This window comes from Arthrobacter sp. TJ-240, from assembly GCF_058269195.1.
The window spans coordinates 892,805-905,617 of record NZ_JBZCNG010000001.1; the positions used below are offsets into that span (position 1 = coordinate 892,805).

Sequence of the window (12,813 nt, forward strand, 5' to 3'; positions counted from 1 at the left end):
TACGGGGCTTTAGCTCAGTTGGTAGAGCGTTTCGTTCGCAATGAAAAGGTCAGGGGTTCGATTCCCCTAAGCTCCACGGTTTCCGGAAGAAGAAGCGAGGCCCCCGTCGCCGGGGCCTCGCTTCTTCGTTGTCGGAGGGATCAGGACTGGTACTGACCCGCCTTCAAGGACTGGTCGACGCCGGCCTGCTGCGGGGCCTGGCCGAGCGGGTGGCGGGCGGCGTCGCGGCCGAGGTAGCGCGCGTCCCCGTACGAGAGGACGAAGTACACGATGGTGCTGAAGAAGAAGAGCAGCACAGCCGTGCCTACACCCTTGCCGAAGACCTTCGCCGTGTTGATGGACAGCAGGACGGCGAGCACGATGTTCGCGACGGGGATGAACGCGAGGAGGACCAGCCACGGCGAGAGGCCGGAGATCCTCAGCAGGACGATGATGTTGTAGAGCGGGACGAAGGCGGCCCACTTGGGTTCCCCGGCCTTCCTGAACATTCCCATCAGGGCGAAGCCCATAATCAGGAAGCCGATCACGAAGACGAGGAGGCTGCCCGCCATGGCGCCCGCGGCGGCCGCGGGGTCGGTGGTGGTGGTCGTGCTGGTCATTGCGGGGAGCATCCCGGAGGCAAGCACGCTTGTAAGTGTCATGATGCGAACAGTACCGCTGTTTAATGAATTCGGGACGAACCGCGCGGACCGGGACGCGTTCCCTACTCCTCGGGGGCCTTGCGCACCCATGGCCGCGCCGCGAGGATCCGCGCGAGGGGACTGAGCCAGGACATCACCACGAGGAGGGTGAAGGTGCTGCTCAGGGAGGAGCCGAGGCTCGTTGCAGGGAACAGCTGGTGCAGGCCCACGAGGATCGCGGTGACGAGCAGCAGCTTCTTGACGCCGCCGAGCACGTGCGACGGCACGGGCCGCGGCCAGGGCGTGAAGTCGACCGTCGTGGTGTCCTGGTCCTGTGCGTGCATGCCGTCCTCCTCCGCTGTGCCCGGCACCATTATCCCTCCGCTCGTCCCCCACTGTCAGGTCAGGGGCTGTGGATCCCGGAGCCGGGTCACGGCTTCACCCCTGGGCGGCCAGGACTGCCCAGCCCCGTGCGGGCAGTCGGATCCGGCCCGCCGCGGCGTCCACCGCGGCTTGCCCCGCGAGGACCGAGCCGGCGGCGACGTCCAGGGATCGGGGTTCGTGCGCGAGGTTGAGCGCCACGACGAGCGCGTCGGTGGTGTCAGTGGTGTCGGAGACGCGGTAGACGAGGGCGTCGTTGGACAGGTGCAGCACCTCCGTGGTGGCGCGGTGCAGCCACGGGTGGCGCCGTCGGACGCCGATGAGCTCCTGGTGCACCTCGTACGCGGGCCGTCCCACCCCGGAGAGCTCCCCGGGCCCGGCCGGGAAGAGCGGCCGCACGTCGTCGTCGCCCCCGGCCCGGTCCTCCTTGACGCCGCGGTAGCCCTGCTCGTCCCCGTAGTAGACGGACGGGGTGCCGCCGACCGTCAGCAGGACGACGACGGCGTGCGCCAGCAGGCCGGGATCGGCGAGCCTGCTCGCGATCCGCGTGACGTCGTGGTTCCCGATGAAGGTGAGCGGGGCGAAGGATTCCAAAAGCGTAGTGTGCCGTTCGAGTGCGGCGGCGAGCTCGAAGAGGTTGGCGTCGTTCAGCGAGCTCCACACCGCCTTCCACAGCTCGTACTGGGTCACGGAATCGAGCCCGCCGTCGCGGACCGCCGCGGCGTAGTCGCCGTGGATGTACTCGCCCACGAAGTAGGCGTCGGGGTACGAGGCACGCACCCGTGCCGTCACGGCGGCCCAGAACGGCGACGGCACGGCGTAGGCGGCATCGAGACGCCAGCCGTCGGCGCCCCGGCCGAGCCAGTACTCCATGACGTCGACGACGAAGTCCGCCACGGCGGGCTCTTCGTGGTTGAGCGCCACCAGATGGTGATGGCCCTCGAAGTCGCGGTACGCCGGTTCGGCGCCGGCGCCCGCACCCGGGGGCCACTCCAGCGAGAACCAGGGCGCCGTAGCGGCACCGGGCCCGTGCGCCAGCACGTCCTGGAACGGGCCGAACGAGCGCCCGGCGTGGTTGAAGACGCCGTCGAGCAGGACGCGCAGCCCGCGCCGGTGCGCCTCCGCGACGAGCGTGTCGAAATCCGCGAGGGTCCCGAGGCGGGGGTCGATCCGGAAGTAGTCCGTGGTGTCGTACCCGTGTGTCTCCGAGGCGAAGACGGGGCCCAGGGCGAGCCCGGACGCCCCGAGGTCCACCGCGTAGTCCAGCCACGGCACCAGTGCCATCAGCCGGTGGGTGTCGGCCGGGTCGGGGGTGGCGGTCTTCTCGGCACCGGTGAAACCCAGGGGATACACCTGCCACCAGAGGGCGTGCTCCACCCATCGGGGTTCGTTCATGACGATGCTGCCCTTCCCTCGCACGGGGCCCGTTGCGGGCACGAGACCGGCCCGCGGGGGCCTGCGTGCCGTCTAGCCTACGTCGGCGAGCAGGTGACCGCCTGCAGCGAGCTGCTGGACGTCGGCCGGACGGAGCTGCGCTGCCTCGGCGATGTCGATGATCGCCGCGCCGGCGTCGGCGGCCTGCAGCACCGCGGACTCCAGCACGTCCGTCCGCTGGTCGAGCTGCCACTGGAGGTATTCGACATCCGCTGCAGCCGCGGCGACGCGGAGCAGGACGGGGGAGAGGGGGTGGGCGAGTTCCTTCGGCTCCTCGGGGGAGAGCTGGAACCCGCACGCGCAGGCCCAGACGAGTTCGACGTCGAACCCGGAGGCCGGCTGCGGTACCAGGCCGTACGACGATCCCCGGTAGGAGGTCTCGCGCAGTGTCATCGGTTCGCCGCAGTGGAGGGGTGACCCGATGGCGACATCTCCGGCGCCGATAGCATCACTGATGGTCTGCGTCATGGCTGTCTCACCTTTCGATCAGAAACAGGAACCACACCTGATTAGTTCGGTAAACTAGTTATATGCGGACTGAGCTTCCTCTGTCCACTCCGGATCGGGGCGCCGGATCCCTGGTCGGGACGGGCCCTACCCGCAGGGCTACGCACTGCGCCCAGGCGAGCCGGACGGGGCCGTGCGCCGCAGGCCTCGCCCGGCCTCCCGGTAGACCTGGGCGCAGAACACGCCGAGCAGCAGGACGTGCACGGCGTCCCCGCCGTAGTACATGAGCTGCGCCGCCTGCTCCGCGCCGGCCGGCCAGGAGCCGGAGCCCGCTGCGGCATAGAGGTGTTTCGCCACCACGGCGTGCACCGCGATGGTCCCGGCGATCGCGCCACCCCTGACCCATGCCGCGGCTCGGTGCGGATTCGGGTCCACGCCCACGACGGCGTAGGCGAAGAGGGCGCCCGCCGCCACGAAGTGGACGTGCAGCAGGGGGCCGATCACGGGGTGATGGAGCAGGGCGAGAGCATCGGCATCCCAGTACAGGGCCATGGGCACCGTGACGATCAGCGCGGCGACCACCGGATGGGCGGCCAGCCGCAGAGGTGCCGACCGCGCGAGCCGCGTGAAGCGCCGTCCGGTCCGTGCCGGTACGGACCGGAGCAGGAGGGTCCCGGGTGCGCCGAGGACCAGCAGCAGGGGTACGAGCATCCCGAGAAGGAGGTGGACCGCCGTATGCGCGGTGAAACTGCTCTCGGCCGCCCGGGAGAGGGGGCCGGCGCCGGCGGCGAGGCCCAGTCCGCAGCCGGCCAGCCAGACGGCGTTCCGCCGGGCCGGCCAGTCGATGCGTCCGCGCAGGGCGGCCGCGCGCCCGGCGAGCAGGTAGGCGACGGCGAGCCCGAGCCACACGAGCACGACGGCGGTGTCCAGCGCGAAGGCGCCGAGAGTGTCCGCGGCCGCCGCGGCGCCCGGGTGGTGGGGGACCTCAGCCATCGCCGGCGCGGACACCCCGGCGTTCGGCCCTCCGGACGGCGAGGAGCAGGAGTACCCCCGCGACCAGGATCACGACGGCCGCGCCGTTCCACGCAAGGTCGTAGGGGAGGAGGTCCACCCCGTAGCGGATCTGGTGGAGGTCGAGGAGCTTGTGCTGCACCAGGCCGTCGTACAGCTGGAACGCACCGATACCCATCAGGATCCCTGCCAGCCACCGCCGGGTGGAGAGGGCGCCGCGCCGTCTCAGGTCCGCGAAGAGGAAGAGCGAGGCCACCGTGGCGAACCAGCTGAAGGCGTGGAACACGCCGTCGGACACGAGCCCCGCGGCCTGCGTGGAGCGGTCGTAGAAGTGGTGCCAGTGGAGGAGCTGGTGGAACACGGCCTCGTCGACGAAGGCGATGATGCCGCACCCGAAGAGGACCCCCACCAGCACGTTGCGCCGCCGGAGCGGGGCGCCGTGCTGCTCGGCAGGGGCCGGTGGTCTGGTGGACGAAGCGATGGGGTTCCCCGTCGTCGGAGGGTGGGACGCTCCCAGCCTGCCAGCGGTGCGCCCACGCCGTCCACCTCTTTCGCGGGGCGGGCACCGGTTCCGCGGCGCGTGCCGGGAGGTATGAGGAGCATCACGACGAAGAGCCCGAGAACCGGCATCCGCACCGGATCCAGCCGCTAGACTCGATTGCTGCACGAGCCCCAGAGGCACCGGACCCCCACCAAGAACGGCATCGGCATGGCAACGGACTACGACGCACCGCGCAACAACGACGAGGACAAGGAAGCGGAATCGCTCGAGGTGCTCCAGGCCAACCGCGGCGGCGCAGGAGCGCAGTCGGCGTCGGTCGACATCGAGGACGGCGACACCGCCGAGGGCATCGACCTGCCGGGCGCAGACCTCTCCGGCGAGGAGCTCCTCATCCAGGTGGTCCCGCCGCAGGAGGACGAATTCACCTGCGCCTCGTGCTTCCTGGTCCGGCACCGCAGCCAGATCGCGCTCGAGAAGAACGGCCGGCAGTACTGCACGGACTGCGAGGGCTAGGACGCCTTCTCGCCGTACCACCAGTGGGCCGAATCCCCCGGCTGACCGGGGTTCAACGGCACGACGACGCCGCTGCGGCGCGGGTGCGTGAGGACCATCCGGATCGCAGCGAGCAGGGCCGCGGGGATCGAGACCAGGACGACGACGGCGAGCGCGTACGTCACGAGGACGGCGTGCACCGGTGACTGGTGGAGGGCGCCGATCAGCGCCGCGCTGCCGAGCCAGAGCCACAGCCAGAACAGGCCGATCACGTACAGCAGTGATCGCGCGCGTCGATAACGCAACGGATAGTGCATCCGCTTACGCTCCATATTCGTCTCCCCGGACTTGGACGGGCCCGCCCCCAGGCAGTACCACTGGATGAATGATAGCGCCCTGACCAGGCATTCGGTGTGTCCGGGTGGTGTGCGACGTCAGCGGGGGAGAGCGGCGCCGGGGCGGTCCGCACTGCCCGCCGCACTGCCCGCCGCACTGCCCGCCGCACTGCCCAGGATCCGCACATGGTCGGGGGTCAGGTCGCCGATGCGGTTCACGCCGAGGAGCTGCAGGGTGCGGGCGGTCTGCGTGCCGAGGATCTCGATGGTGCGGTCCACTCCGGCGCGGCCGCCTGCCATGAGCCCGTACAGGTAGGCGCGGCCGATCAGGGTGAAATCCGCGCCGAGCGCCAGGGCCGCGACGATGTCCCCGCCGCTCATGATGCCCGTGTCGAGGATGATGTCCGTCCTGCCCTTGAGCTCCGCCGCCACCCGCGGCAGCAGGTGCAGGGGGACGGGAGCCCGGTCGAGCTGCCGTCCGCCGTGGTTGGACAGCACGATGCCGTCGGCGCCGTGGTCCACGGCCTTCTTCGCGTCGTCGAGCGTCTGGATGCCCTTGACAACGAGGTTGCCCTTCCACACGCCCCGCAGCCAGTCGAGGTCGTCGAAAGTGAGGGTGGGGTCGAACATCGAGTTGATGAGATCCGCGACGGTGCCCGAGTAGCGTGAGAGCGACGCGAACGAGAGCGGCTCGCGCGTGAGGAAGTCGAACCACCACGCAGGCCGGTACGAGGCGTCCAGGACGGTCTTCAGCGTGAGGGCCGGAGGGATGGTCATCCCGTTGCGGACGTCCCGCAGGCGGGCGCCGGCGACTGCTGTGTCCACGGTGACCATGAGCGTGTCGTTCCCGGCGGCGGCCGCACGGCCGATGAGCTCCATGGAGCGGTCCCGGTCCGTCCACAGGTACAGCTGGAACCAGTTGCGCCCGCCCGGTGCGGCCTGCGCCACGTCCTCGATGGACGCGGTGCCCATGGTGGACAGGGTGTAGGGGATTCCCGCGGCCGCGGCGGCCTGCGATCCGGCGTACTCGCCCTCCGACTGCATCATGCGTGTGAAGCCGGTGGGTGCGATCCCGAAGGGCAGCGCGGAATCCCTGCCGAGGACCGGCGTCACCGTGCTGACGGTCCGGACGTCGCGGAGGATACCCGGCCGGAACTCGAGGTCGAGGAACGCGTCGCGGGCACGGCCGAGGGAGATCTCCGCCTCGGCAGCGCCGTCGGTGTAGTCGAAGGGCGCCGTGGGCGTGCGCCGTTTCGCGAGGTCGCGGAGGTCCCAGACAGTGTTCGCCCGGCGGAGCCGCGCGGCGGCGCCGAACTCCGGCCGCTTGAACTGCATGAGCGGGGCGAGGTCCGCGACCTTCGGGATCCGGCGCCTGAGGGCCGGGGGGACAGCGGGGCCGGAGGATTGCTGCATGATGTGCCTTTGATCGTCGTCGGACCGTGCCGGGCCACCCGTGCGGTGCGCGGACGGACTCCACTGCACTGCCCGGTTGATCCCAGATCCTACGGCCTGTGGTCGCGAACGTGCTGTCGACGCCGTCCTGCAGCGAGTGCGGGATCCCCGCCAGAGGACCTCCGTCACGGTGCGCCCTGTTCCCGGACCGGCCGGGACGCCTAGACTTCAGGGACTGGTCGAGCAGGAGGCCATGGACCCGTCCGACGTGGAGCCACCATGGAGCACATCCCGGAGATACTCGAACCGCTCGCCAGGCGACACGGCGCACTGCACTCCCTCGAGACGCGGGAACAGTACGGCACCCTCGTCGAGGAGCTCGAACGGCGAGAGCGGAAGGCCTCGGGTCACGCGGGCGGGGACGAAGCCCGCGAGAAGTTCCGTGACAACGCCCTGTTCTCCCGCTTCGAGCTCCACCGCGACGGCGCCATGGCCGGCTACGTGCAGTACGAGCTGCGCGGCGGGCAGGTGCTGCTGCTGCACGCCGTCGTGGACCCGCGGTTCCGGCACGCCGGTCTCGAACCCGCGCTGATGCGGGCCGTGTTCCTCGATGCGCACCGCCGGAGGCTCGCCGTGCTGCCCTGCTGCGCCGAGGCACAGGAGTTCCTGGCCGAGCATCCGCAGTTCCTCTCACTCATCCCCGCCCGGCAGCGGCGCCGGTTCCGGCTGCTCATGGCCTCCCGCGTCATGGCAACGGGACAGGACGCCCGGTGACGTCGACCGAGGTGCTGTCCGAGGCCTACGGGCGCCTGCCGGACCTGGTGCGCACCGCCGTCGACGGCCTCGATGCCGACCAGCTGGCACTCCGTCCGGGCGGATCGGCGAACTCGATCGGCTGGCTCGTCTGGCATCTCACGCGCGTGGAGGACAGCCACTTCGCCGAGGCCTTCGGCCACGACGAGCTGTGGCTCGCGGACGGCTTCGCCGAGCGGTGGGGGCTGTCCCTGGAATCCGCCGACACCGGGTACGGCCACTCGTCGGATCAGGTGGACGCCGTCCGGGTCGGGTCCGTGCAGCAGCTGCTGGACTACTTCGACGCCGTCCACGCCCTGGCCGAGGACCTGGTGGCAGGGCTCGACGACGAGGACCTCGCCCGCGTGGTCGACGAACGCTGGGATCCGCCCGTGACCCTGCTCGTCCGGCTCGTGAGCGTGGTCGACGACGCCGTGCAGCACGCCGGGCAGGCCGCCTACGCACGGGGCATCATCCTCGCCTAGGCCAGGCCCGTCTGCCGTAGCGTGATGTTGAGCCGGCCCTCGAAGCCGATCCCCGCCGGCGCCGTGCCCGGCAGGATCCTCTGCACCCCGTGGTAGGCGAACCGCGACGGACCGCCGAACACGAACAGGTCGCCCGAGGCGAGCTCGAGGTCCTGCCAGGGGCGGTTCCGGTTCTCCGTGTTGCCGAACCGGAAGATGCACGAGGAGCCGAGGCTGAGCGAGACCACGGGCGCGTCCGTGCGCTCCTCCCGGTCCTGGTGCATACCCATCCTCGCGGCGTCGTCGTAGTAGTTGACCAGCGCGGCGTCGGGCTCGTAGTCCGCCCCCGCTTCCGGGCCGCACGCGGCGGCGACCGCATCCCGTCCGAGGGAGCGGAGTGCGTCCGGGAACGGGGCCACGGGGCCACCGTCGACGTCGTCGGCCGTCCGGCTGTAGCGGTAGGGGAGCCAGTGCCACCCCAGGCTCACGCTCTTCACGGACATCACGCCGCCGTTCGGCATCGTCACGGCGCGCATGGGGACCGGTCCGCTCGCCCAGGTGCGGCACAGGCGCACGAGGTCGCGCTGGTGGTCGGGGTCGAGCCAGTCGGGCAGGTGCACGGCGCCGGGCGCCAACTCCCGGCGCGGACGGGGGATCAGGGCGTCGGTCGGTTCGCTCACCGTCCCATTGTGCGCCGGGGGCCGCGGTTGAGCTCCGCTACGGCGTTGACGCAGGGTCACGGCGTACCCGCGCCGTTCGTTGAAGCATTCTTCGGTCTCAGTGCAGGGCAGTGTCGAGGTTGCAGCGGAAGACTCGTTCGGGAAGAGCGCGGGCCCTGCTGGAAGGACCTGCGCCGAACCATGTGAATGCCACTGCTCCCGGGAGCGGTCCGGCACCAGGTCTCAGGAGACGACGCAGCCATGACCATGACACTCGACGCGCCCCGAAGGCAGGACTCCGCAGCGGTACCGGGGGAGGAGCAGACGTCCCGCCGAGCGATCGTACGGCTGGACCGCATCGTCGGCGTGGTGATCGCCGGCATCGTGACCGCCGCCGCCGGGCTCCTGTGGCTCGCCGTCGCGGCCAAAGGGCCGGACACGACGATCGCGGAGTCGAACGACGCGGTCATCGGCATCTGGCGCGTCCTCTACAACGCGGACGCCCCGGACGTGAGCACCATCCTCACGGCCATCGCGCTCGCGCTGCTCGCCGCCGCGGGTCTCGCGCTCGTGGAACGGCACATCGCGACGAAGGCACGCCGGTCCATGAACCCGGGCCGCCGGCCCCTGGCACCGAAGGTGATCATGGCCGCCAACCGTGGCCAGTTCGCCGGCGAGGTGACCGTCACGGTACTCATCCCCGCGCACAACGAGGAGGCGTCGCTCCCGCAGACCATCGCGTCCCTCAAGAGCCAGTCCCACCGCCCCGAGCGCATCATCGTGGTCGCCGACAACTGCACCGATGCCACCGTGCGGCTGGCCCTCGAGGCCGGTGTCGAGGTCATCGAGTCGGTGGGCAACACGAAGAAGAAGGCGGGCGCGCTCAACCAGGCGCTGAGGGGGGTCCTGCCTGAGCAGGGCGACAACGACGTGGTCATGATCATGGACGCCGACACCCAACTCGACGACGGCTTCCTCGCCAACGCGGTGGTGCGTTTCGCCCAGGACCGCGCCCTGGTGGCGGTGGGTGGCCTCTTCTACGGTGAGGGCGGCCACGGCCTGATCGGCCAGTTCCAGCGCAACGAGTACATCCGCTACTCCCGCCAGATGCGCCGGCGCCGGGGCCGGGTGTTCGTGCTCACCGGTACGGCATCGCTCTTCCGGCCCGTGGCACTGCGCACCATCGCCGACCACCGCGGCAGGACCCTCCCGGGGCGGCACGGGGACGTGTACGACACCGCCGCGCTGACCGAGGACAACGAGCTGACGATCGCCCTGAAATCCCTCGGAGGCCTCATGATCTCGCCTCAGGACTGCACCGTGGTGACCGAACTCATGCCCTCCTGGGGCACGCTGTGGAACCAGCGCCTGCGCTGGCAGCGGGGCGCGCTCGAGAACATCGGCGCCTACGGCGTCACGGCCCCCACCATGCGCTACTGGGCGCAGCAGCTGGGTATCGGCTACGGCGTGATCGCCCTCAGCGCCTACCTGGCACTCATCATCCTCACCATCGTGTCCCTCGAGACATGGATCTGGTTCCCGTTCTGGCTGGGGCTGGGCCTGCTGTTCACCCTCGAGCGGCTCGTCACGGTGTGGAAGGGAGGCTGGAAGGCCCGCATCCTGGCCCTCACGCTGTTCCCCGAGCTGTTCTTCGACATGTTCCTCAACCTCGTCTACGTCAAGGGCGTCATCGATCTCTCCTCCGGTCGCCAGGCCAACTGGAAGCACCTCACCCACGCCGCTCCGGCGTCACGACTCTCGTCCCAGGAGGCCTAGGCCATGATCAGCAGCGCAGCAGGACCGGTCATCCGCACCGGCATCGTCCTCCCCGAGGCCGTGCTCCACACCAGCGTGTTCGCCATCCTGGCGGCCTTCGTCGCGATCAACACGGTCATCTACGCCTCATTGGCGCTGGCCAACGTCCTGCCCAAGATCTACCCCACGGACTGGGTGACCAACCGCAACCGACGGACCGAGACACGGAGCATCTACCCCGAAGCGGATGCCTGAGGCCACGGCTGCGGCGAGCACCGGAGAGCCCGAGGCGTGACCGCGCAGGAGACCCGGCCGCTGCTCTGAACGTCAGTGCAGGGGCCGCTTCTCCCCGCCCTCGATCGGGGCGTCGACGACGTTGGCGGCCACCGGCCGGGGGCAGGTGCCGTACGGGGTGAAGGCGCTCGGGTAGTTGATGGTCCTGTTGAGATCGAGGACCACGGACCCGTCGGGGCGGGGGCGGCGCAGGGAGACCTTGCGCCAGGCCGCCGTCGACGTGCCGTTGGTGGCGTCGTGGAACGTGACGGCGAGCGCTCCCGTCTCGTCCTGCGATGCCCGGAGCCGGTGCTCGCGGGGATCTCCGGGGAGTGTGAAGACGACGTCACCGACGGACGTGTGCGTCCCGGGCACGTCGGGATGTGACGTGGAGATCCGCTCGTGCCGCGGCTCCGGGAACGGTTCGAACCGTCCCTCGACCACGAGGTCGGGCCGGTAGTCGAAGACGGGGGTCCCGCTGAAGTCCGCCAGGGTGGGTGCCTCGGCGTCCCTGGTCCGGATGGCGTAGCGGCCGGCGCGGCGTGCCAGTTCCACCACCACGCGGTGCCCGTCCGGCCCGCCGTAGGCCACCCACATGAGCGAGTCCTCGTCGTCGAGCGCGGCGGTGATGGTGCCGTCCACGAGGCGGCCGGTCGCCAGGTCGGTCAGGCCGTCGGACGGCCGTGCCGTCAGGGTCGCGGTGCCGCCGGCTGCGGACCAGAGGCCCGGCACCGTCCCGACGTCGGCGGGCTGGTCCGGGAGCCAGTGGAAGGACGTCAGGGACAGCCAGCCGTGCCTCTCCGCGAGTGCGGCGTCGCGTGCTGCGCGGAAGCGGATCCAGCGGTCTTCGGCGGTCTGGGTGGGGCTCATGCATCGTCTCCTGGTAGGGGTGCTGCACGGGCTAGAACCCCTACCATCCGTCCCGCATTCCCCGTGCGGGGATGCCTGCGTCGGGACCTGCGCCGTACCAAGCCCGCGGTGAAGCCGTCCAGCCCGGCCGGTCCGGTCGGTGCGCGTGTACCCCCGGGGCGCTGTCTGGAACCATGAAGGACCGGCGGAACCGAGGAACCGAGGACCCGAGATGACCGAGATGACCGAGATGACCGACGAACCCACGCAGGGAGCGACCGGGACTGCTGCCGATACTGCCACCGCCCGATCAGCGGACGAGGCGACCGGCGGATCGACCGACGATCCGGGGGATGGAACGACCGATGATGCGGCAGCGCTCGGCGTCGAGCCGACGGACGCGCTGACCGACGAGCCGACGGACGCTCCTGCCGACAGGACCGGCACGGCAGGCACCGACGGCGCGGGCGTCGGGGCACCGCCCGACATCCCGGTGCCCACGCCGCACGCGGAGGGCGAGGACCATGTGCTCCTGCCGCACCCGGACCAGCCGACATGGCGCGAGGACTACCCGTACGACAGGCGGATGACCGAACGCGAGTACCAGCAGGCCAAGCGCGCCCTGCAGATCGAGCTGCTCAAGATGCAGGGGTGGGTCAAGAAGAACCAGGCCAAGGTGGCGGTGCTGTTCGAGGGGCGTGATGCCGCAGGCAAGGGTGGGACCATCAAGCGTTTCACGGAGAACCTGAACCCCCGAGGCGCACGCATCATCGCGCTCGACAAGCCGAGCGAGAAGGAACAGACACAGTGGTACTTCCAGCGCTACGTGTCGGTGCTCCCCTCGGGCGGCGAGATCGTCCTGTTCGACCGGTCCTGGTACAACCGGGCCGGCGTGGAGCGCGTCATGGGGTTCTGCACCCCCACGGAGTACCTCGAGTTCATGCGGCAGGCCCCCGAGCTCGAGCGCATGCTCGTCCGTTCCGACACGCATCTGATCAAGTTCTGGTTCTCGGTGTCCCGGGCGGAACAGCGTCGCCGCTTCGCCCAGCGCCACACCGACCCCGTGCGCCGCTGGAAGCTGAGCCCCATGGACCTGCAGTCCCTCGACAAATGGGACGACTACACGGCGGCCAAGGAGGCCATGTTCTTTTACACGAACACGGCCGATGCCCCATGGACCGTCATCAAGAGCAACGACAAGAAAAGGGCCCGCATCGAGGCGCTGCGCTACGTCCTGTCCGTCCTCGACTACGACGAGAAGGACCACGACGTCCTCGGCACGCCGGATCCGCTGATCGTCGGCACGGGGCCGCACTCGCGCCTGTTCGAGGCCGACGAGCAGTCCACGCGCCTGTTCCCCAGGCTCTGACTGCTCCGGCGGCTCCGGCGGCTCCGGCGGCTCCGCCC

At 70.3% G+C, this 12,813-nt stretch carries 16 protein-coding genes and 1 tRNA gene; 7 read left to right on the forward strand and 10 right to left on the reverse strand.

The genetic code is table 11. The features are described from left to right. Positions 1-3 precede the first annotated feature (3 nt). Positions 4-76 (forward strand) — tRNA-Ala (locus tag AC4D2C_RS04365). 64 nt (positions 77-140) lie between these two features. On the opposite strand, the gene AC4D2C_RS04370 is transcribed toward AC4D2C_RS04365, so the two are convergent. The 6 genes from AC4D2C_RS04370 to AC4D2C_RS04395 all read right to left on the reverse strand — a co-directional run bounded on the left by AC4D2C_RS04370 (position 141) and on the right by AC4D2C_RS04395 (position 4,302). Beyond that, the gene (locus AC4D2C_RS04370) at positions 141-599 is read right to left on the reverse strand and encodes a DUF5684 domain-containing protein (protein WP_490912889.1); all 459 of its coding nucleotides are present in this window, start codon (positions 597-599) and stop codon (positions 141-143) included. Positions 600-703: 104 nt separating this feature from the next. After that, entirely contained in the window at positions 704-964 is a 261-nt protein-coding gene (locus tag AC4D2C_RS04375) for a hypothetical protein (RefSeq protein ID WP_490908399.1), read from the reverse strand. Between the two features lie 94 nt (positions 965-1,058). Beyond that, positions 1,059-2,396, reverse strand: coding sequence for an alpha-amylase family protein (locus AC4D2C_RS04380; RefSeq protein ID WP_490912891.1), 1,338 nt, complete (start codon positions 2,394-2,396; stop codon positions 1,059-1,061). Between the two features lie 72 nt (positions 2,397-2,468). Further along, entirely contained in the window at positions 2,469-2,903 is a 435-nt protein-coding gene (locus tag AC4D2C_RS04385) for a hypothetical protein (RefSeq protein WP_490912892.1), read from the reverse strand. Between the two features lie 138 nt (positions 2,904-3,041). After that, positions 3,042-3,875, reverse strand: a complete 834-nt coding sequence (locus AC4D2C_RS04390; protein ID WP_490912894.1) for a cytochrome c oxidase assembly protein — start codon at positions 3,873-3,875, stop codon at positions 3,042-3,044. Then, positions 3,868-4,302, reverse strand: a complete 435-nt coding sequence (locus AC4D2C_RS04395) for a DUF2243 domain-containing protein (protein WP_490912895.1) — start codon at positions 4,300-4,302, stop codon at positions 3,868-3,870. The genes AC4D2C_RS04390 and AC4D2C_RS04395 overlap by 8 nt, the downstream gene beginning before the upstream one ends. Positions 4,303-4,602: 300 nt before the next feature. On the opposite strand from AC4D2C_RS04395, the gene AC4D2C_RS04400 reads away from it, so the two are divergent. Then, entirely contained in the window at positions 4,603-4,908 is a 306-nt protein-coding gene (locus AC4D2C_RS04400; protein WP_490908492.1) for a DUF4193 domain-containing protein, read from the forward strand. Here the strand turns inward: AC4D2C_RS04400 and AC4D2C_RS04405 are convergent. Next, positions 4,905-5,204 carry a hypothetical protein gene (locus AC4D2C_RS04405; protein ID WP_490912897.1) on the reverse strand — a complete coding sequence of 100 codons (300 nt, stop codon included), beginning with the start codon at positions 5,202-5,204 and terminating at the stop codon, positions 4,905-4,907. The genes AC4D2C_RS04400 and AC4D2C_RS04405 overlap by 4 nt on opposite strands. 117 nt (positions 5,205-5,321) lie before the next feature. After that, entirely contained in the window at positions 5,322-6,635 is a 1,314-nt protein-coding gene (locus tag AC4D2C_RS04410; protein WP_490912898.1) for an alpha-hydroxy acid oxidase, read from the reverse strand. 258 nt (positions 6,636-6,893) lie between these two features. On the opposite strand from AC4D2C_RS04410, the gene AC4D2C_RS04415 reads away from it, so the two are divergent. Together AC4D2C_RS04415 and AC4D2C_RS04420 are read left to right on the forward strand one after the other, a co-directional pair. Then, complete coding sequence (locus tag AC4D2C_RS04415) at positions 6,894-7,388, forward strand: GNAT family N-acetyltransferase (RefSeq protein WP_490912901.1); 495 nt, start codon at positions 6,894-6,896, stop codon at positions 7,386-7,388. Continuing rightward, the gene (locus tag AC4D2C_RS04420; RefSeq protein WP_490912902.1) at positions 7,385-7,891 is read left to right on the forward strand and encodes a mycothiol transferase; all 507 of its coding nucleotides are present in this window, start codon (positions 7,385-7,387) and stop codon (positions 7,889-7,891) included. Before AC4D2C_RS04415 ends, AC4D2C_RS04420 begins: the two co-directional genes overlap by 4 nt. Here the strand turns inward: AC4D2C_RS04420 and AC4D2C_RS04425 are convergent. Further along, the gene (locus AC4D2C_RS04425) at positions 7,888-8,550 is read right to left on the reverse strand and encodes an alpha-ketoglutarate-dependent dioxygenase AlkB family protein (protein WP_490912904.1); all 663 of its coding nucleotides are present in this window, start codon (positions 8,548-8,550) and stop codon (positions 7,888-7,890) included. The two genes, AC4D2C_RS04420 and AC4D2C_RS04425, sit on opposite strands and share 4 nt — an antisense overlap. Before the next feature lie 240 nt (positions 8,551-8,790). On the opposite strand from AC4D2C_RS04425, the gene AC4D2C_RS04430 reads away from it, so the two are divergent. Together AC4D2C_RS04430 and AC4D2C_RS04435 are read left to right on the forward strand one after the other, a co-directional pair. Then, positions 8,791-10,305: a glycosyltransferase family 2 protein gene (locus tag AC4D2C_RS04430; RefSeq protein ID WP_490912906.1), complete on the forward strand. Its 1,515-nt coding sequence runs from the start codon at positions 8,791-8,793 to the stop codon at positions 10,303-10,305. Between the two features lie 3 nt (positions 10,306-10,308). Then, positions 10,309-10,539, forward strand: coding sequence for a hypothetical protein (locus tag AC4D2C_RS04435; protein WP_490912907.1), 231 nt, complete (start codon positions 10,309-10,311; stop codon positions 10,537-10,539). Between the two features lie 72 nt (positions 10,540-10,611). On the opposite strand, the gene AC4D2C_RS04440 is transcribed toward AC4D2C_RS04435, so the two are convergent. Then, entirely contained in the window at positions 10,612-11,427 is an 816-nt protein-coding gene (locus AC4D2C_RS04440) for a DUF1684 domain-containing protein (RefSeq protein WP_490912909.1), read from the reverse strand. 220 nt (positions 11,428-11,647) lie between these two features. On the opposite strand from AC4D2C_RS04440, the gene ppk2 reads away from it, so the two are divergent. Next, positions 11,648-12,775 (forward strand): polyphosphate kinase 2, encoded by a 1,128-nt coding sequence (ppk2, locus tag AC4D2C_RS04445; protein WP_490913041.1) that lies wholly within the window; start codon positions 11,648-11,650, stop codon positions 12,773-12,775. Positions 12,776-12,813 lie beyond the last annotated feature (38 nt).